The sequence below is a fragment of the Streptomyces sp. NPDC057428 genome (assembly GCF_042803195.1).
Classification (GTDB): Bacteria; Actinomycetota; Actinomycetes; order Streptomycetales; family Streptomycetaceae; genus Streptomyces.
Window position 1 is genome coordinate 12,513 of record NZ_JBHVCT010000034.1, and the last position, 18,289, is coordinate 30,801.

The following is an 18,289-nucleotide window of genomic DNA, read 5'->3' on the forward strand; positions in this document are numbered from 1 at the left end:
TCAGGTGGGACACGGGCAGGTCCGCCGTTGTTCCTAACGGACGACACCAGGAGAAGCGATGAACAGTAGCGTGAATCTGGCCTACGACTTCCCAGTTCTGGGAGCTTTCTGGGCGATCCTGTGGTTCTTCCTGTGGGTCATATGGTTCGTCCTGCTCGTCCGCGTCGTCATGGACATATTCCGTGACGACGACCTGAGCGGATGGGCCAAGACCGGATGGCTGATCTTCACCATCGTCCTCCCATTCCTGGGCGTTTTCGTCTACGTCATCGCCCGGGGCAAGGACATGGGCAAGCGCGAGCAGAGTCACGCCAGGGCCAAGCAGGAGCAGACGGAGCGGTACATCCGCGAGACCGTCGGCAGCGCGGGCACCAGCAAGGCGGACGAACTCGTCAGGCTCTCCGAGATCCGTGCCAGGGGCGAGATCACCGACGACGAGTACCGCCGTGCCAAGGAAAAAGTCCTCCACTGACCCGCGCGTGCCCGTCCGGGCACGGGCTACCGTGGGCGCCGCCTCGGGTCGGTCAGCAGACCGACCGGGTACCGAACGGTACCCATGGGGCGGCGCCCGAGTGTCTGATGACGCCCCGCAGTACGTCTGCCTCCCACGGTGCCCGTTGCTGGTCCTGCCCCAGAATCTGCTCCCGAACGCCGAAAGAGGCAGGCTCCAGGCCAAGGAAGCCGACGAGTCGGTTCTGGCCGCCTTACGTGGGAGGCAACTCGTTCAGCAGGCAGGGCGAGCGCGTGGTCGCCGGTCAGCGGCTCATGCAGGCCGCCAGCGACATCTTCCTGGGCTGGGAGTGTGTCACGGGACTGGACGGCAAGCGGCGGGACTTCTGCATACGCCAGTTGCGGGACTGACCGGAAGAGCCGTGGCCGAGGACATGTCGCCGAAGGGGCTACGTCCGTTCGGTCGGCTGTGCGGCGCCACGCAGGAAAGCTCCCCGACATTACCCACGAGCGGAGGGCAGCGGTAGAAGTCACCCGTTCGGCGGGCCGTCCGGAGGGAGGCGGCATCGTTGGGGACGGTATGGCGGTACAGCACCGTAAATGCGTTGTTATTACCTCACCGTCTCCCCGGCGAACATTGCCGTTGTGACATCGCGCCTTTTGCAGCGTGAGGGGGGCCTGCTGCGAGTGGTGCCTCGATGGTTGCGGACGGCACGACGCGTCTGAAGGACAACGGCCGGGGCAGGGCTGGCCGGCGGAGGTGTGTATGAGTGGTTCGAACGGACCGGCCTGGGCACTAGAGGGGCGGGCCGCACTGTGCCAGATGCTGCGTGACCAGCTCGTCGAGACGATCGACGCCATTCGCTTGCATGCGACGGCTGTGCCGTCGCCTCTGCTCCACCCCGCCCACGTCACACGACGATTCATCGAACTGTGTGAGGAGATCGGCCTTCCGCCGGTCCGGCTCCACGACCTCCGTCACGGTGCCGCGACTCTGGCTCACGCAGCAGGTGCTGGCCTGAAGGACATCCAGGAGATGCTCGGCCACTCCTCGATCACCATCACGTCGGACACGTACACCAGCCTGCTCCCCGGGGCGGATCTGGCGATCGCGGAGGCTGCGGCTCGGCTCGTGCCGCGAGCGCGCACAACCCCTGAGAAAACCGCTCCCGAAGCGGAGAGCGAGCCCGACGACGCGGAGTCTGCCGACAGGGATTTCGTGCCGGATGGTGTTGATCCGTTGGGGAAAATCCGGGAGATCAACTCCCCGTCCGCTCACGCACCGCTCACGCAAACGGCCCCGGACGAGAAGTCCGAGGCCGAGTAAGAGCCCTCCCTGGGGGAGAAACCCCAGGTCAGAGCCGCAACGCGCTGTGCCCCCGGCAGGATTCGAACCTGCGACACCCGCTTTAGGAGAGCGGTGCTCTATCCCCTGAGCTACGAAGGCGTTCGATGATCCGGTCCGCGAGGACTGGGCCACCGCCGTCAGTGTAGCGGGTGGGATGAGGTCCCTACCTGGGGTTCCCCTCCCGCGCGCCATGCGGTGGAAACCCGGTGGTCCTGGTGGTGGGGTGAGGTGGCGAACGGGGGCCCGGGGAGCGCCCGCCCCGGCGGCCGGTTGACGCCCGTCAGGTGCGGGCCATAGCGTCGCCGGGTCGCTGAGCCTGCCGTGGAGAGGCCGTACGTGCCGCACACCGATCCCAGCCGTCATCTCCCTCCGGACCCCGATTCCGTCGGCCGGCCCGGCCACTCCACTCCTGCCGAAGATCCCGCAGGCCGCGCCCGTGCCCGCATCGAGAGGTCCCTGACCGCACCCGGTGGCCCTTTCGCCGTTGCCCGCGCCGAGCACGGACCTCTCGTGTACGTCAACGGGCCGCGCACGCTGCTGGAGTTCGTGGAGGCCACCTGGGCGTTCGGAGACCAGCCGTTCCTGCTGTCGGATGAACGCGTCTGGTCGTACGGCGAGTTCTTCGCCGCCGCCTCGGCTCTGGCGCGGCGGCTCACCGAGACGTACGGGCTGCACCCCGGTGACCGGGCCGTGGTGGCCATGCGTAACCACCCCGAGTGGCAGGTGGCCTTCTGGGCGGTGCAGCTGGCCGGTCTCGTCGCCGTACCGCTCAACGCCTGGTGGACCGAGGCCGAGTACGCCTACGCCCTCGACGACTGCGAGCCGCGCGTCCTGCTCGTCGACGGGGAGCAGCTGCCGAAGGTGGCCGCGTGGGGCACGACGGCGGGGGCACGTTTCGTCGTCTTCCATGACGACGGCGCGGATGGCACGCTGCCCGAGAGGGCCGAGCGGTACGCGGATCTGCCGGAGCCCGATCCGATGGAGGCGCCCCCCGAGGTGGAGATCCGGCCCGAGGACGATGCCACGATCATCTACACCTCCGGTACCACCGGCCGTCCCAAGGGTGCCGTGGCCACCCACCTCGCCCAGGCCGGCGCCGCTCTCAACCCGCGCTACCAGGCGGCGGTTTCCGCGCTCGCCCGGGGAGTCGTCCCCGGCCAGGGGCCCGCGCCGGTCACGCTGATGACCTTCCCCTTCTTCCACGTGGCCGCGTTCACCAGCCTCTATTCGGCGATGGCGACAGGAGGCACGCTCGTCCTGATGCCGAAGTGGGATGCCGAGGAGGCCCTGCGCCTGATCCGCAGGCACGAGGTCACGCACTACGCGGGGGTTCCGGCCACAGCCCTCCAGCTGCTCGCGGCGGCCGAGCGCGCGGGTGACGGCCTGGAGAGTCTGAAGGGGCTGAACACCGGTGGGGCCGCGGCGCCACCGGACCTGGTCGCCCGGCTGACGGCGCGGTACGGCGAGCGGATCGAGCCGCGCAACGGGTACGGCCTGACCGAGACCAGCGGTGGTGTGCTGGCCAACTTCGGCGCCGTCTACCGGGCCCACCCCGACTGCGTCGGTACGCCCACACCCGTCACCGAGGTACGGATCGCGGACCCCGCGGGGGAGCCGGTCCCCGACGGTGAGGCCGGGGAGCTGTGGCTGCGGGGCCAGTCACTCGTCCGCGGGTACTGGCGCGACGAGGCTGCGACGGCTCGGGCGTTCGCCGGCGGCTGGTTCCGTACCGGTGATCTCGCCGTCGCGCGGGAGGGCCTGGTGGCCGTTGTCGACCGCATCAAGGACATGGTCGTCCGGGGCGGCGAGAACGTGTACTGCGTGGAGGTCGAGGCCGCCCTGCACGACCACCCCGACGTCGAGGACGCGGCGGTGCTCGGCGTTCCGCATCCGGTGCTGGGGGAGGAGGTGGCGGCGGTCGTCCGGCTGCGACCGGGCGCCGAGGTCACGGCGGACGCACTGCGGGCGCACGTCGGCCGGAGCCTCGCCTCGTTCAAGGTCCCGGCCCATGTGCTGGTGTCGCGGGAGCCGCTGCCCCGGAACGCGACGGGCAAGATCCTCAAGCGGGAACTGCGCGAGCTGCGCGGGATGGTCGAGGGGCAGGCGTGAGGGGCCGAGCGGCCGGGCGCCCGCGCGGGAAGGCGTGAGCGCGTGGGGCACGGGTGCCTGCGCGACGAAGCCTGAGCGTTCAGGGCGGGTGACCGCGTCGCGCTGAACACCGTGAGTGTTCAGGGCCGCGTGACCCGTATCCGGTAGTTCCCGTCGTCGTCCTTGGCGATCACGGAAATCCGTATGTTGTTGGCCCGGTCGGTGAAGGTCTCGCCCGGTTCGAACGGGGCGTCGGAGAGCTCGGCGTGGACGTTGGGGCGCCGGGTACAGCCGCCGCTGTCCTCGGTGCTGTCGGCGACCGAGACGGGGCCCTGGCCGGTGTCCACGTCCGAACTCACCTTGTAGATCAGTACACCGGGCCGGCAGACCGCCTCGTCGTTGCCCTCCGGGGTCCGCACCTCCACGGCGTAACCGGACTGCGCGGTCAGCGGCACGAAGGCCAGTTTGGGGCCGCCCGAGGTGCCCAGCGGTCCGAGCGTGTGCTCGCTGGTTCCCGGCATGGCGGCGCAGCTGACCTGGTCGTTGTCCAGCCAGCCGAGCTTCCATTTGTGCCAGCCCAGGAGGTCGTTGTTGGCGCCCCAGTCCTCGGACATGATGTCCCAGTGCCCCACGGAGCCCCCGCCCTCCATCGTGTAGAGGTCGGGGAGTCCGAAGACGTGGCCGTTCTCGTGGGGCAGGACCCGGTAGCCGGTCTCCGGGTACGACCCCGAACCGTCGTCCTGGCGGCTGTAGACGAAGGACGTGTTGGCGAGCGGGACTCCGTCGGCGAGGGGCGCGTCGTCGTTGCCGGAGAAGGTCACCGACAGGACGGTGTCCAGCGCGGAGGGGCCCGCGTTGGGGGTGACCAGCACGTTGATCAGGTCGTACGCCGAGAAGTCGACCTTCGGGTCGGCGACGCTCACGAGGTCCTTGACGAGTTCGCGGTAGCCCGGTTCATAGGGTGATCCCCGCTCGATGCCGTACTCGGCGAACGGCAGCGGCATGCGCAGCCAGTCGGCGACGGGTGTTTCCGGGACGTAGGTCAGCCGGCCGTAGGAGCTGGTGCTGAACCAGTCGCTGGTCTGCGGGAAGAACTCCGCCAGCCGGTCCGCGGCGGGCTCGGTCGCCTGCGCGTCGGAGAAGTCGATCATCAGGTTCAGGGCCTTGATCCGGCCGGTGGAACGTGCGTATCCCGGCGGTGTCGGTATGCCCTCCGACATCTGTACGCCCATGGTCGTGGTTATTCGGCACGGTGCGAGACCGGGGCCCCGTGGCGCGGCCACCGGTCCGGCGGAGGCGCGGCTGGCGATGGGGAGGCTGGAGCTGGCCGACGCCATCGTGGCGATCACCAGTGCGGTCGCTCCGGCAAGTGCGAGAGGCCGTCGGTGGGCGCGTATCCGGTGGCGGGGCTGCTGCATGGGCGTCGCCTTCGGGTCCGCGGCAGCCGGCCGGCCCTGGCTGCACTCTGGCGATCAGCCTGTGCCGGGTCGTGTCGTACCGCTCGCTGGGTGCGCCGATGGAGGGGTTTTCGGCCCGGACCCACTTCCGTAGCACGTGATGCAGGTCACAAATGTGCGGGAAATAACCGGGGACCCTATCCCCGTTTGAACCTGTGTCCCCGCCAAGCGGGGAATCGCTCCCCGGTTGTGTCCCAGGGATCGCCACATACCGGAAGAAGGGCCGCCGTCGTGAGGACCGCCGTCGAAACCGCCGACTTTGCCGTAGGCCGCCGTACGACCCGCCCGCGGGCCGACGCACTGCGCAACAGGGAGCTGATCGTGTCGGCCGCTCGGGAGATGTTCGTCGAGTTCGGGCCGCATGTGCCGCTCGACGACGTCGCACGGCGTGCGGGAGTCGGAAACGCCACGCTCTACCGTAACTTCCCCGATCGCGCCGCCCTGATCCACGAGGTTGTCCTCGCCGTCACCTCCCGCACGGCCGATCGTGCGGAGGAGGCCGTCGCGGCCGAGTCCGACGCGTTCGCAGCGCTCAGCCGTTTCGTGCACGACGCGGCGGACGAGCGGATCGGCGCCCTATGTCCCATGCTGACGGGCGCCTTCGACAACGACCACCCAGACCTGCTCGCCGAGCGTCGTCGCCTCGAACAGGCCGTCGAAGGGCTGGTGGCGCGCGCCATGACCGCAGGGAGGCTGCGCACCGACATCGCCGTCGGTGACGTACTCGTCGCCCTCTCCCAGCTCACCCGGCCACTGCCCGGCACCGCCTGCCTGCGTATCGACCGGTTCACCCACCGCCACCTGCAGATCTTCCTGGACGGGCTGGAGCTCCCGGCCCGGTCCGAACTGTCCGGATCGGCGATGACCTTGGAGGACCTGCGCAGCGGGCTCTGATGCCCGCGCACCGGACAACGCACAGACCGACGCGCCCACAGAGGCCGATACCGCCCTTATGAAGCGGGCCGGGCCTGACCGACAGGTCGGGCCGCCCGCGCCACTTGCCTTCTTCCGGCTACGTAAGCGGCCCTTCCGCGGCCCCGTGGCCGACTTCACGACTCACTTCACGACCTCACGACTTCATGATCCTTCGCGTCCTTAGGTGGCCTCATCCATGTCGAAAACAGTCGACGTCCTTCCAGATCCCAGTCGCTGGAAAGCGCTGACATTCATCGCCCTCGCCCAGCTGATGGTCGTGCTCGACTCGACCATCGTGAACATCGCACTGCCCTCCGCGCAGGTGGACCTCGGCATCTCCGACGGCAACAAGCAGTGGGTCATCACCGCCTACGCGCTCGCGTTCGGTGGGCTCCTGCTCTTCGGCGGACGTATAGCCGACCTCTGGGGCCGTAAGCGCACGTTCGTGGTGGGCCTGCTCGGCTTCGCCGCGGCCTCCGCGCTGGGCGGTGTGGCCCAGGGGGAGGCCATGCTGTTCGGTTCCCGTGCCCTGCAGGGTCTGTTCGGTGCGCTTCTGGCGCCGGCCGCCCTCTCCCTGCTCGCGGTGATGTTCACCGACGCCAAGGAGCGGGCCAAGGCCTTCGGCATCTACGGTGCCATCGCCGGTGGCGGTGGCGCGGTCGGCCTGATCCTGGGCGGCTTCCTGACCGAGTACCTCAACTGGCGCTGGACCTTCTTCGTCAACGTTCCGTTCGCGATCGCCGCCGCCGCGGGTGCCTACCTCGTCATCCGTGAGCCCTCCGGCAGCCGCAACCGCTCGCCGCTCGACATCCCCGGCGTGGTCCTGTCCACGCTGGGTCTCGTCTCGCTGGTCTACGGCTTCACCCGCGCCGAGTCGGCCGGCTGGTCGGACTCGCTGACCATCGGCATGTTCGTCGCCGCCGGTGTGCTGCTGGGCGCCTTCGTGCTCACCGAGGCACGCGTGAAGTCGCCGCTGCTGCCGCTGCGCGTCGTCACCGACCGCAACCGCGGAGGCGTCTACCTCTCGCTGGGGCTCGCCATCATCGCGATGTTCGGGCTGTTCCTCTTCCTCACCTACTACCTGCAGCTGGTCAAGGGCTACACCCCGGTCAAGACCGGCTTCGCCTTCCTGCCGATGATCGCGGGCATGATCACCGGGTCCACGCAGATCGGCGCGCGGCTGATGACGAGGGTCCCGCCGCGGCTGCTGATGGGGCCCGGATTCCTGGTGGCCGCCGTCGGCATGCTGCTGCTGACCCAGCTGGACATCGACACCTCGTACGCGGGCGTCATCCTGCCGGGGGAGCTGCTGCTCGGCCTGGGTATGGGTTCGGCCTTCATGCCGGCCATGTCGCTCGCCACGCACGGTATCCAGCCGCGCGACGCGGGTGTGGCCTCCGCGATGGTGAACACCTCGCAGCAGGTCGGCGGTGCCATCGGCACGGCGCTGCTCAACACGATCGCGGCCGGTGCCACCAGCGCGTACGTCGCCGACCACGTCGCGGGTGCCACGGACCCGAAGCTGCTGCAGCTGCAGGCCACGGTCGCCGGTTTCGCGAGCGCGATCTGGTGGGCGGTCGGCATCCTCGTCGTCGCCGCGACGATCGCGGTGGTGCTGATCAACACCGGGCGCCCGGGTACCGGAAAGGCCGGCGCGTCCGGCGGCTCCGGAGAGAACGCCGACGGCGTCGAGGACGAGTTCATGATCCCGGTCGTCGCGCACTGACCCCGGTGAAGGGCCGCCGGGCGTGATGCCCGGCGGCTGCAGTCCCCGGATCTGCCCTGGTTCCGCTCAGCGGAGCCAGGGCAGATCCGCGTCCGCACCCTCTGGCTGCAGGCCTGCGGCGATGACCTGCATGATCTCGCCGAGGCTCTTCACCTGCTCGGGGGTGAGGCGGGCGAACATCGCCTGGCGCACCGCGTCGACGTGTCCCGGTGCCGAACGGGCCAGCATCTCGTGGCCCTCGTCGGTGAGCACGGCGTTCTGGCCGCGCCTGTCCGAGGGGCAGTCCTCGCGGCGGACCCAGCCGTTCTTCTCGAGCCGAGAGACCGCGTGCGAGAGCCGGGAGCGAGTGATCTTGGCGTCCTTGGCCAGCTCGGTCATGCGCATGCGCCGCCGGGGCGCCTGGGAGAGCTGGACGAGCAGCCCGTAGTAGATGTGCGGCATCCCGGCGTCGCGCTGCAGCTGGCGGTCGAGATGGTCCTCCATGAGCGTGGTGGCATGGAGGTAGGCGCGCCACACGCCCTGCTCTTCGTCGGTGAGCCAGTGGGGCTCGCCGGTGGGTGCCGTGGTCATGTGCGCCACTGTACGACCTTTTCTTGAAAGTTTGACTAGGTGAGGCTAAGGTCTCGGGGAGTAGGAACTTGAAGTTTCAAGGTGTCGCCCCGATGGGTCGATCTGCCGAATTCCCGGCGCGGCCGCAGATGTCTGTCGATGTCTGTCCCCGGTCACTGTGGAGAACACGCATACCTCGGTCGGCGGCAGCGGAATGGGAGTGCCATGACAGCCGCAGTGGACCGGATGCCCGCCCTCTACCTCTCGCACGGTGCCCCGCCGCTCGCCGACGACCCCGAGTGGCCGGGTGAGCTCGCGGCCTGGTCGGCCGGGCTGCCCCGCCCCAAGGCCGTCCTGATGGTCTCCGCGCACTGGGAGGAGGCCCCGCTCGCCATCGGCGCCACCGAGACCGTGCCGCTGGTCTACGACTTCTGGGGATTCCCCGAGCACTACTACCGGGTTAGGTACGCCGCGCCGGGCGCCCCGAAGCTCGCGCAGGACGTCCGCAAGCTGCTGCGCGCCGCGGGGACGCCCGTCCAGGACATCCCGGACCGCGGGCTCGACCACGGGGCGTACGTGCCCCTGGTCGAGATGTTCCCGGACGCCGGTATCCCCGTGCTCCAGGTCTCCATGCCGACGCTGGACCCGCGGAAGCTGATGGACATCGGTAGAAAGCTCGCGCCTCTGCGGGACGAAGGCGTGCTCATCGTCGGCAGCGGGTTCTTCACGCACAACCTGGCCGCCCTGCGGCACCAGGGCGGCGGCACTCCCGGCTGGTCGGCGGAGTTCGACGACTGGGGCGACCGGGCGCTCCGGGCGCAGGACGTGGACGCCCTGCTCGACTTCGAGCGCAAGTCGCCGGCCGGGAGGCTGGCCCATCCCCGCACCGAGCACTTCGCTCCGCTGTTCGTCACGCTCGGGGCCGCCGAGGGTGAGCTCGATCAGGGGCGCAGCGTCATCGACGGCTTCTGGATGGGGCTGGCGAAGCGGTCGGTGCAGTTCGGCTGAGCAGCGGTTTCTCGTACCAGGAGACGTCCCAGTAGCGCCCGAACTTGCGGCCCACCTCGGTGTACGTGCCGATGTGGCGGAAGCCGAAGGCGTCGTGCAGCCTGACCGACGCCTCGTTGGGCTGCGCGATCGCGGCGTAGGCGCGATTCAGGTCCTCCTCCGCCAAGGCGTCGAACAGGGCCTTGTAGAGGAGGGTGCCGATGCCGCGGCCGGTGCTGCCGGGCGCGCAGTAGACGCTCACCTCGACGGAGGTGCTGTAGGCGGCCTTGGGGCGGTACTGGCTGCTGGTGGCATAACCGAGGACCCGATCGGCGTTACCACCTGTACGGAGGTCCTGGGCAACCAGGAGGCGGTGGGGACCGTCTTCCGGGTGGGAGCGCAGCCAGGGCAGTCGCTCCGCGGGGGTGAAGGCGGCCGTGTCGAATGTGAGCGCCGTCTCGCGGACGTAATGGTTGTAGATGTCCGTAAGGGCCACCAGGTCGGCCTCTGTGCCAGGTCTGACCAGCGCTTCTGCGGGTATCCGCACCAAGTGTCCTCCCGTGGAGGCGGGCAGGGTACTGCATGATCTCAAAAGTGAATGGTCCCGGTGGGAATTCTGTCCGGATTCCAGTCGTTGTTTCCATCGGATGCAGGGCACCCGAAAGGGTGTCGCGACCTACTCAGTAAGGGAGCTCGCATGGCAACCCGTGCCGTCGCTCGTCGTTCGTCCGCCAGCACCGGCGGGACCGACCGGGCAAGCAGTGTTCGCGCCGTGGGCGGGGAGATCGCCGATCGCGACCTGGTCGGCATGTACCTGGACGAGATCGCTCGCACACCCCTGCTCGACGCCGCCAAGGAGGTCGAGCTCTCCCAGACGATCGAGGCGGGCGTCTTCGCCCGGCAGATCCTCGACGGCGAGGTGGAGAGCGATGCCGGCGGAGCGACGCGTGAGGAGCTGGAGGCGCTGGTCGCCGAGAGCGAGCGCGCCAAGGACGTATTCATCCGGTCCAATCTCCGGCTCGTCGTTGCTGTGGCCAGGCGCTACCCGAGGGCGGGTCTGCCCCTCCTCGACCTCATCCAGGAGGGGAACGCGGGCCTGGTGCGCGCGGTCGAGAAGTTCGACTACGCGAAGGGCTTCAAGTTCTCCACGTACGCCACCTGGTGGATCCGGCAGGCCATCACCCGGTCGATCGCCGATCAGTCCCGCACCATCCGGCTTCCCGTCCACCTCGTGGAGGAGCTCGGCCGGATCAGGCGCGTGCAGCGCGAGTTCAACCGTGAGCACGGGCGCGACCCGGACCACGCGGAGATCGCGGCCGAGCTGGACACCAAGGCCGAGCGGGTCAGCAACGTCCTGGACTGGGCGCGCGACCCGGTCAGCCTGAACATGTCGGTGGACGACGACGGCGACACGCAGTTCGGTGACCTGCTCGAGGACACCTCCGCCGTCTCGCCCGAGCAGTCCGTGATGACGCTGCTGCGCAGCGAGGAGCTCGAGGACCTGATCGGCAAGCTCGACAACCGCACCGCCTCGATCATCCGGATGCGTTACGGAATCGAGGACGGCCGGGAGCGGACGCTCACCGAGGTGGGCAAGCAGCACGGCCTCACGCGGGAGCGGATCCGCCAGATCGAGAAGCACGCACTACTCGAATTGAAGCGAATGGCTCACGACACGGGCTTTGACGCTGCGGCGTGAGCCGATAACCCGTAATCTCCCCATCAAGCCGGTTCGCACCGGCCCGACGACCGGTCTCCTTTCCGGTCCCATGAGCTGAGTCCCGGCGCCCACCCCCCCCCGGCGCCGGGGCTCATTCATGTCCGCTCCACGGCCGCGCCGGACGCCGCCCGGACCAGGCGGGCCCCCAGGACGCCGAGAGCCTCCACCAGTTCCGGCGGACCGTGGACCTGGAACTCGCACTCCAGCAGGGCGAGCCGCAGCCCCACCCACTCCAGGGAGTCCGAGCAGCCCGCGCGCAGGCGGCAGCTGTGCTCGCCCGAGGGCTCCGGCACACCGAGCGTCGCGGGCAGCCGCGCCCTCACGAACTCCGCGGAGGCCCGGAACGTCACGTCGAGGTGCAGCTCCGGCTGCGTCCGGGACATCGAGCGGGTGAGGAACTCCGCGGCGTCCTCGCTCCCGCGGGGCAGTTCCCGGGCGGGGAAGCGGGCCCCGGTGGCGAACGGCTCGCTCACCCGGTCCACCCGGAAGGTGCGCCAGTCCTCACGGCCGATGTCGTACGCGATGAGATACCAGCGCCGGTCCGTGCTCACCAGCCTGTACGGCTCGACCTGCCGCTTCGACTCGGAGGCGTCCCCCGCCCGGTAGGCGAAGCGCAGCCTCTCCCGCCCGGTGACCGCCGACGCGATCGTCGTGAGCGTCCGCGGATCGATGGTCGCGCCGTCGCCACGGGGGTGAGCGGCACCACCGCTTCCTCGTCGTCCAGAAGCAGCGGAGGCATGGCGGCACCCGCCACCGGGCGGTAGCCGCCGATCGATCCGCGCGACGCCTCGACGGGATAACCCAGGTCGCGGAGCCGTGCGACGTCGCGGCGGATGGTGCGCGGGCTGACCCCCAGTCGTTCGGCCAGTTCGCTGCCCGGCCACTCCCTCGGCGTCTGAAGGAGAGAAAGCAAGGTCAGCAGGCGTGCCGGGGTGTCCGTCATGCGACCAGGATGCCGCGCCTACAGACCGCTTTCCGGACTATCGGGCAACCCGACGACGGCACGCACGGCGCACCCCGCACACCTCCGGATCAGCAGATCCGGGTGCGGTTCTCCATGGCTCGGCGCGCGGACTGCTCGTCGTCGTACACCTCGCACATGTGGCGGCCGTCGGGTGTGGCCGTGTGCTCGACCTCCCACAGGCTCGTCTCGGTGCCGTCCAGGAGCAGGAACGCGTGCTCGTAGAGCGTGAAGCCGGCGTCACGTCCGTCGACGTGGAACTGGCGGCCGAAGACCTGGGTGATGTGGTGGGCGAAGGCGGCCCGCAGCCGTCCGGCCGTCGCGGGGCCCGGCCGGTCGCCGTTCTCGGCGCGGCGAAGGACGCGACGGGCGTGGTCCGCCGAGTCGTCCTGGGCGTACGTCCGGGGCGCGGGGGCCGGGGGGACGCTCATCAGCAGGGTGAGGATCTCCAGATCCTCCCGCAGACTGTCGCCGCCCGGCGCGGAGGCGGAGTCCCAGAAGCTGCCCGCCAGCCGGGCGGCGGCGATCCTTGCCTCGCCCTCGTCGTCGTACAACTCGTGGCGGAGCGAGGTCCCGGAGCTGTCCCTGCCGCCGCCGTGCACCAGTTCCCACAGGGTGAGCGCGGTGCCGTCGGAGAGCAGGTACGTGTGCCGGTAGGTCTCGCGGTGCAGAGCGGCGCTGTGGTGGGACGAGTAGAGGGAGCTGTTGTGCGCCAGGGCCGTGCCGAGCCGGTCGACCGTGGTGTCGGACAGATCGAAGGAGTTGAGGGCGCATCGCAGGAGTCGCTCGAGGTGCTGCTCGGTTGTCTCGTACGGATCGCTCAAGGTGCTGTCTCCAGGCCGTCGCCGCGTGTTACCCGATGCGTGCATAACGTAGTCCCTGGGTCTGACATCGTGACCGGGGTTCGCAAAAAACGTACCGCGCACGCAGAAAGTTCCCCTGCCTTCATGACGGGCCGTAGAGCTCGCTGTACGAGGGGAAGGCGCCCCCGGGACCCTCGGCGCCCCGGGCCGCCCGGACGGCCTTGACGATGGCGCGGGCCAGGACGTCGGCGGCCGCCGCCAGGATGTCGTTGAGGGCCGTCACGGGCTCCGGCGGCATTGGCACCTGACCGGTGGCGAGAGTGAAGACCGTGTCCCCGTCGGTGAGCAGGTGGACCGGCCGGACGGCGCGCGCGAGACCGTCGTGGGCCGTACCCGCGAGCTTCTGCGCCTGAGCCCGGGTGAGCGCGGCATCCGTGGCGACGACGGCGATCGTGGTGTTGAACGGCAGGTCCCCTCGCGCGCTGCCGCGCCGCGCCTCCTGGATCTCCACCAGTCGGCGGCCCGCCTCCGCGTGCACCGCCGGGTCCGGGTGGACGGGCGGTTCCCCGGCGCCGTACTCGCCGTACAGCACGCCGGTCCGCGGATCGAGGACGGAGCCGGCCGCGTTGACCACGGCCAGCGCGGCGACCGTGGTGCCGGACGCGAGGCGCAGGCTCGCCGTGCCCACGCCGCCCTTCAGCTGCCCGGCGACCGCGCCCGTCCCCGCACCCACGGAGCCCTCGGGCACCGGTGAGCCCGTCTCGGAGGCGGCCGCCGCCTCCACAGCTGCCCGTCCGGTCGACGCGTCGGGTCGGGCCCGCCAGTCACCGCCCCGGCCGAGATCGAAGAGGCAGGCGGCGGGCACCACCGGGACCACCTGTGCGGGGTCGGCTCCGACCCGGACGCCGCGCCCCCGCTCCTCGAGCCAGGCCATCACACCGGACGCCGCGTCGAGTCCGTAGGCGCTGCCACCCGTGAGGACGATCGCGTCGACCCGTTGCACGAGATTGCGGGGGTCGAGGGCGTCCGTCTCCCTGGTGCCGGGCCCGCCACCGCGGACGTCCACGGCCGCCACGGCCCCGCCCTGGGGGGCCAGGACGACGGTGGTCCCGCTCAGCGCGCGCTCGCCCGGCACCCGCGCGTGACCGACGCGGATCCCGGCCACGTCCGTCAGGGCGTCCTGCGGGCCGGGAGCAGGCAGTTCGTCGGTCATCAGAACTCCTCGTGAGGGTGCGGCGGTGCCGTGACCGTCCACCGGCGAACGTACAGGCGGCGGGATCCTGCGTGGAGGGGCGTGCACCAGGTGCGCGCGGGGCTGTGGCTGCTCGGCCCGAGGACCGCTGCGCGTCCGCCGTACCCTGGACGTATGAGTACCGCCCCCGCCTCCGGACCGCGAGAAGCGAAGCCGCAGCAGCCGCAGGAACAGCCGCCGCGGGAGTCCCGGCCTCAGCCGCCGGCTCTGATCTTCGACGATCCGCTGGACCGGCAGTCCTCGGACGACACGGATCGGGGGTGGGGCGAGCGGGCTCCGGCCGGTGACAGCGCCGCCGACCTCGCGCGCTTCCTCGACGAGAAGCCGCCTCATCACATCTGAGCACCGCGGCGGGCAGGCGCACTGTCCACTCGGGTAGGTCCGAGGGGTGAACCGGCGCGACGCCGCCGCTACCCGGCATGGGTCACCGCCACCGCGAGCCGGCCCACGGCCCCCGCGCCGGCCAAGGTCTTCGCGGTGTCCCGCCCCACGGACAGGACCACCAGGGCACCGCCGTCGCCGCCCGCCGGGTCTTTTGCCCCGGTGGACGACGGCCACCCCGTGCCTGTGCCGCGCGGCACCTGCGCCACGCGCACGTCGCGGGCCACCACTGTCGCCTCTGCGTCCCCGCCGGCCGCCGCGATGACGTCGACGCGGTCACCCGGCCGCAGCAGTCCGACCGTCGCCGCGTCGGCGATCCGCACCGGAGCGGACACGAACCGCACGGCCCGCCGTCGCTCCGGCTCCAGCTGAGTTGCGCCCGCGGTTGCCGCGGCTCCCTCGTCCCCGCTCAGTTCCGACGCGGCGAGGACCGCCGAGGCCAGCGCGAACCCCACCGCGAGCGCCCTGCGCCTGGCGCGCAACGCCCGCCGGACACGTCTCCTGCCGCCGCCGCGCACGCGCAGGGGCGGGAAGTGCGGGATCCCGCACGGGGCGGGAGGCGCGGGACGTGTATCGGGTACCGATGGGAACATGGCCAACACCACCTGCCGTTAAGGGAGTCCGCGGGGCACCAGCGGGGGAGCCCACGCGGACAACCGTGAGGGGAGCCGGGCGGTGTGCCCGCCCGACTCCCCTCACGATCCACCACCCGTGGATTTCCCGCTCCGCCCTGTGGACAGCCCGCACGATGTGGAAAACCCGGCCACTCGCACGGGTCGTCCGGCGTCAGGATGCTGCCGCTCGGAGCCGCCTCGGTCACCGCCCGCCCCGTCCATACCCGCGCCGCCGAACCCCCCGCGCCCTTCCCGGATCCCCCCGCCCCTGCCGAACTCCGCAGAACCGTCCGGCTCCGCGCTACGGCAGTTCGACACCCGTGTCGAGCCCGTCCAAGGCGTGCACGCAGACGCAGTCGCGGTCCTCGGTCGCCGGGAGCGCCGCCACCGCGTCGAAGAGCACCGTGCGCAGCCGGTCCACGTTGGCGGCGAACACCTTCAGCACCTCCGCGTGGCTGACGCCCTCACCGGCCTCGGCTCCCGCATCCAGGTCCGTGACCAGCGTCGTCGTCGTGTAGCAGAGGCCCAGTTCGCGGGCGAGCACCGCTTCCGGATGGCCCGTCATACCGACGACCGACCAGCCCATCGCGGCATGCCAGCGCGACTCGGCCCGGGTCGAGAAGCGGGGCCCCTCGACCACGACGAGCGTGCCGCCGTCCACCGGTTCCCAGTCGCGTCCACGTGCCGCGGTGAGGGCGGCCTTGCGTCCCGCCGGGCAGTACGGGTCGGCGAAGCCGAGGTGCACGACGTTCGACTGGACCCCGTCGGCCCGGATCTCGCCGTCGTAGAAGGTCTGGGTGCGGGACTTGGTGCGGTCGACCAGCTGGTCCGGTACGAGCAGGGTGCCCGGTCCGTACTCCGGGACCAGGCCGCCGACGGCGCAGGGCCCGAGTACCTGGCGTACGCCCACGGAGCGCAGGGCCCAGAGATTGGCCCGGTAGTTGATGCGGTGCGGCGGCAGGTGGTGGCCGCGGCCGTGGCGCGGGAGGAACGCCACCTGGCGGCCCGCGATCTCGCCGAGGAAGAGGGAGTCGCTCGGCGCTCCGTAGGGGGTGTCCACCCGGACCTCGGTCACGTTCTCCAGGAAGGAGTAGAGCCCCGAGCCGCCGATGACGCCGATGTCCGCTGTAGCCGTGTCTGCGTTGACCATGCGGTCACACTAACGGGGCACGCACGACAGGGACCCCGCCGAGTTGATCGGCGGGGTCCCTGTGAAACGTGTGGTGTGCGCGGCCTCAGGCGGCCGACGTGCTGCTCGACGTGCCGCTCGACGACGACGAGGAGGAGGCCGAGGACGACGCGGAAGCGGTCGGCTTCGACTCCGAGCCGGATGTCGACGACGATCCACTCGTCGATCCGGTCGACCCGGATGCCTTGGCCGTCGACGTGGACGGCGTGCTGCTCGACGAGGAGCCGCGGCTGTCGTTCCGGTAGAAACCGGAACCCTTGAACACGATGCCGACCGCCGAGAACACCTTCTTGAGGCGTCCTTCGCAGTTCGGGCACACGGTCAGGGCATCATCGGTGAACTTCTGCACCGCCTCGAGGCCTTCGCCGCATTCGGTGCACTGGTACTGATAGGTCGGCACTTGCTCCTCCTGGCACTCTCACTCAGTGAGTGCTAACGACGTTCCATACTGACGTATTCCGAGCCATCAGTCCACCGCGACCGGCTCGCGGTGACCGATCCCACGCGCCACCGTGCGTCCCGCGGACCGTGGTGCCAGCCGCGCCCGCAGGGCCAGCAGGGTCGCCAGCGCCAGTGCGGTGCCGACCAACGGGACGAGGAAACCGGTGCTCGAACCGTGTGCGTCGGCGAGCCGCCCGGCCACGGTGACGGCGATCGCCTGGCCGAGCGCCACCGCGCCCGTGAGCCAGGTGAAGGCCTCGGTCCTGGCCGATGCGGGGATCAGGGACTCGACCAATGTGTAGCCGCTGATCAGGGCGGGGGCGATGCACAGTCCGACGAGCAGTCCGAGTCCCGCCAGCAGCGGAGTCGAGTGCACAGCCCAGAGGCCGGACGCGGTGAGGGTAAGGGCCACGTAACCGACGATCAGCCTGCGGCGGGGGCTGCTCTTCCAGGCGATCGCCCCGCAGACGATTCCGGCCAGCATGTTGCCGGCGGCGAAGACCCCGTACAGCAGTCCGTTCACGCCGGGGCGGCCGATCTCCTCGGAGAACGCCGTCAGGGAGACCTGCATGCCGCCGAAGACGGCGCCGATGCCGAGGAAGCTGATCGCGAGGACGCGCACGCCGGGTACGGAGAGTGCCGAGCGGCGGGGTTCCGCCGCCGTCGTGGCGTCCCTGGGCACGGGCTGCGTGGAGCGCTGCGCGGCGAACAGGACGCCGCCGAACAGTGTCAGCGCCGCCTCCGCGATCAGTCCGGCCGCCGGGTGCACGCCGGTGCACAGCGCCGTCGCGAGGACGGGTCCGATGACGAAGGTGAACTCGTCCGTCACGGACTCGAAGGCGGCGGCCGTCGCCATCAGGGGCGAGGCGGGACGCCCCGGGGCGGCGCCCAGAAGCGCCGCCCAGCGGGCCCGCACCATGGGCCCGACCTGCGGTATCGACGCACCGGTGGGCACCGCGGCCAGGAACAGTGCCCACAGCGGTGCGTCCGCGAGGGCGAGCGCGGTGAGCGCGCCGACCGAGGCGGCGTGCACCACGACGCCGGGCAGGAGCACGATGCGCTGGCCGAACCGGTCGGCCAGCCGGCCGCTCTGCGGAGCGAACAGGGCCATCGAGACGCCGGAGACGGCGGCCACCGCGCCGGCACTGCCGTACGAGCCGGTCGTGTGCTGGACCAGGAGGACGATGCCGATGGTCAGCATCGCGAAGGGCTGCCGGGCAGCGAAGCCCGGGAGGAGGAAGGTCCACGCACGCGGGGTGCGCAGCAACTGCCCGTAACCGGGGCGGTCGGAGACCGTGGACGCCACGGTCCATGCCTTTCTGCCGCCTGGTGGCCGTGTCCCCGGGGAATGGCCCTCGCACCTGGGTGCGAGGGCTCACGGGGGCTGCCGAGAGCTGTCCTCTTCGCG

General features: G+C 70.6%; 17 protein-coding genes, 1 tRNA gene and 2 pseudogenes. 9 read left to right on the forward strand and 11 right to left on the reverse strand.

Annotation, left to right across the window (positions count from 1 at the left end; genetic code table 11):
• Nucleotides 1–58 precede the first annotated feature (58 nt).
• The 3 genes and pseudogenes from ACFU5K_RS15865 to ACFU5K_RS15875 all read left to right on the forward strand — a co-directional run bounded on the left by ACFU5K_RS15865 (nucleotide 59) and on the right by ACFU5K_RS15875 (nucleotide 1,777).
• On the forward strand, nucleotides 59–472 hold the full coding sequence (locus tag ACFU5K_RS15865; protein ID WP_384061351.1) for an SHOCT domain-containing protein: 414 nt from the start codon (nucleotides 59–61) through the stop codon (nucleotides 470–472).
• Nucleotides 473–665: 193 nt separating this feature from the next.
• Nucleotides 666–932 (forward strand): annotated as a pseudogene (locus ACFU5K_RS15870) (DUF2252 family protein); the annotation flags it as partial.
• A 341-nt stretch (nucleotides 933–1,273) separates the two neighbouring features.
• Entirely contained in the window at nucleotides 1,274–1,777 is a 504-nt protein-coding gene (locus ACFU5K_RS15875) for a tyrosine-type recombinase/integrase (protein ID WP_384061354.1), read from the forward strand.
• Between the two features lie 47 nt (nucleotides 1,778–1,824).
• On the opposite strand, the gene ACFU5K_RS15880 is transcribed toward ACFU5K_RS15875, so the two are convergent.
• A tRNA-Arg gene (locus ACFU5K_RS15880) sits at nucleotides 1,825–1,897 on the reverse strand.
• A 237-nt stretch (nucleotides 1,898–2,134) separates the two neighbouring features.
• Between ACFU5K_RS15880 and ACFU5K_RS15885 the strand changes: the two genes are divergently transcribed.
• The gene (locus ACFU5K_RS15885) at nucleotides 2,135–3,907 is read left to right on the forward strand and encodes a class I adenylate-forming enzyme family protein (RefSeq protein ID WP_384061355.1); all 1,773 of its coding nucleotides are present in this window, start codon (nucleotides 2,135–2,137) and stop codon (nucleotides 3,905–3,907) included.
• A 119-nt stretch (nucleotides 3,908–4,026) separates the two neighbouring features.
• Here ACFU5K_RS15885 and ACFU5K_RS15890 read toward each other — a convergent pair whose 3' ends face one another.
• Nucleotides 4,027–5,304: a M6 family metalloprotease domain-containing protein gene (locus tag ACFU5K_RS15890; RefSeq protein WP_384061357.1), complete on the reverse strand. Its 1,278-nt coding sequence runs from the start codon at nucleotides 5,302–5,304 to the stop codon at nucleotides 4,027–4,029.
• A 270-nt stretch (nucleotides 5,305–5,574) separates the two neighbouring features.
• On the opposite strand from ACFU5K_RS15890, the gene ACFU5K_RS15895 reads away from it, so the two are divergent.
• The gene (locus ACFU5K_RS15895; protein ID WP_384061359.1) at nucleotides 5,575–6,237 is read left to right on the forward strand and encodes a TetR/AcrR family transcriptional regulator; all 663 of its coding nucleotides are present in this window, start codon (nucleotides 5,575–5,577) and stop codon (nucleotides 6,235–6,237) included.
• A gap of 217 nt (nucleotides 6,238–6,454) precedes the next feature.
• Complete coding sequence (locus ACFU5K_RS15900) at nucleotides 6,455–7,984, forward strand: MFS transporter (protein ID WP_384061362.1); 1,530 nt, start codon at nucleotides 6,455–6,457, stop codon at nucleotides 7,982–7,984.
• A gap of 66 nt (nucleotides 7,985–8,050) precedes the next feature.
• Here the strand turns inward: ACFU5K_RS15900 and ACFU5K_RS15905 are convergent, their stop codons facing one another.
• Nucleotides 8,051–8,563, reverse strand: a complete 513-nt coding sequence (locus ACFU5K_RS15905; RefSeq protein WP_384061365.1) for a MarR family winged helix-turn-helix transcriptional regulator — start codon at nucleotides 8,561–8,563, stop codon at nucleotides 8,051–8,053.
• 195 nt (nucleotides 8,564–8,758) lie between these two features.
• Here ACFU5K_RS15905 and ACFU5K_RS15910 point away from each other — a divergent pair, with 195 nt between their 5' ends.
• Nucleotides 8,759–9,541: a dioxygenase gene (locus ACFU5K_RS15910; RefSeq protein ID WP_384061368.1), complete on the forward strand. Its 783-nt coding sequence runs from the start codon at nucleotides 8,759–8,761 to the stop codon at nucleotides 9,539–9,541.
• On the opposite strand, the gene ACFU5K_RS15915 is transcribed toward ACFU5K_RS15910, so the two are convergent.
• On the reverse strand, nucleotides 9,489–10,067 hold the full coding sequence (locus tag ACFU5K_RS15915; RefSeq protein WP_384061371.1) for a GNAT family N-acetyltransferase: 579 nt from the start codon (nucleotides 10,065–10,067) through the stop codon (nucleotides 9,489–9,491). The two genes, ACFU5K_RS15910 and ACFU5K_RS15915, sit on opposite strands and share 53 nt — an antisense overlap.
• 150 nt (nucleotides 10,068–10,217) lie before the next feature.
• Here ACFU5K_RS15915 and ACFU5K_RS15920 point away from each other — a divergent pair, with 150 nt between their 5' ends.
• The gene (locus ACFU5K_RS15920) at nucleotides 10,218–11,219 is read left to right on the forward strand and encodes an RNA polymerase sigma factor RpoD/SigA (protein WP_384061374.1); all 1,002 of its coding nucleotides are present in this window, start codon (nucleotides 10,218–10,220) and stop codon (nucleotides 11,217–11,219) included.
• A 116-nt stretch (nucleotides 11,220–11,335) separates the two neighbouring features.
• Here ACFU5K_RS15920 and ACFU5K_RS15925 read toward each other — a convergent pair.
• The 3 genes and pseudogenes from ACFU5K_RS15925 to ACFU5K_RS15935 all read right to left on the reverse strand — a co-directional run bounded on the left by ACFU5K_RS15925 (nucleotide 11,336) and on the right by ACFU5K_RS15935 (nucleotide 14,217).
• A pseudogene (locus ACFU5K_RS15925) lies at nucleotides 11,336–12,183 on the reverse strand (helix-turn-helix transcriptional regulator).
• Between the two features lie 89 nt (nucleotides 12,184–12,272).
• Nucleotides 12,273–13,025, reverse strand: a complete 753-nt coding sequence (locus ACFU5K_RS15930; RefSeq protein WP_384061378.1) for a DUF6227 family protein — start codon at nucleotides 13,023–13,025, stop codon at nucleotides 12,273–12,275.
• A gap of 121 nt (nucleotides 13,026–13,146) precedes the next feature.
• Nucleotides 13,147–14,217: a P1 family peptidase gene (locus ACFU5K_RS15935; protein WP_384061379.1), complete on the reverse strand. Its 1,071-nt coding sequence runs from the start codon at nucleotides 14,215–14,217 to the stop codon at nucleotides 13,147–13,149.
• A gap of 153 nt (nucleotides 14,218–14,370) precedes the next feature.
• Between ACFU5K_RS15935 and ACFU5K_RS15940 the strand changes: the two genes are divergently transcribed.
• Nucleotides 14,371–14,598, forward strand: a complete 228-nt coding sequence (locus ACFU5K_RS15940; protein ID WP_384061382.1) for a hypothetical protein — start codon at nucleotides 14,371–14,373, stop codon at nucleotides 14,596–14,598.
• Between the two features lie 68 nt (nucleotides 14,599–14,666).
• Here ACFU5K_RS15940 and ACFU5K_RS15945 read toward each other — a convergent pair whose 3' ends face one another.
• The 4 genes from ACFU5K_RS15945 to ACFU5K_RS15960 form a co-directional block, all read right to left on the reverse strand.
• The gene (locus tag ACFU5K_RS15945) at nucleotides 14,667–15,230 is read right to left on the reverse strand and encodes an RcpC/CpaB family pilus assembly protein (RefSeq protein WP_384061384.1); all 564 of its coding nucleotides are present in this window, start codon (nucleotides 15,228–15,230) and stop codon (nucleotides 14,667–14,669) included.
• Between the two features lie 322 nt (nucleotides 15,231–15,552).
• On the reverse strand, nucleotides 15,553–16,401 hold the full coding sequence (locus tag ACFU5K_RS15950; protein WP_384061386.1) for an S-methyl-5'-thioadenosine phosphorylase: 849 nt from the start codon (nucleotides 16,399–16,401) through the stop codon (nucleotides 15,553–15,555).
• Between the two features lie 85 nt (nucleotides 16,402–16,486).
• Entirely contained in the window at nucleotides 16,487–16,840 is a 354-nt protein-coding gene (locus ACFU5K_RS15955) for an FmdB family zinc ribbon protein (RefSeq protein ID WP_384061389.1), read from the reverse strand.
• A gap of 66 nt (nucleotides 16,841–16,906) precedes the next feature.
• Nucleotides 16,907–18,187, reverse strand: coding sequence for an MFS transporter (locus tag ACFU5K_RS15960; RefSeq protein WP_384061391.1), 1,281 nt, complete (start codon nucleotides 18,185–18,187; stop codon nucleotides 16,907–16,909).
• Nucleotides 18,188–18,289 lie beyond the last annotated feature (102 nt).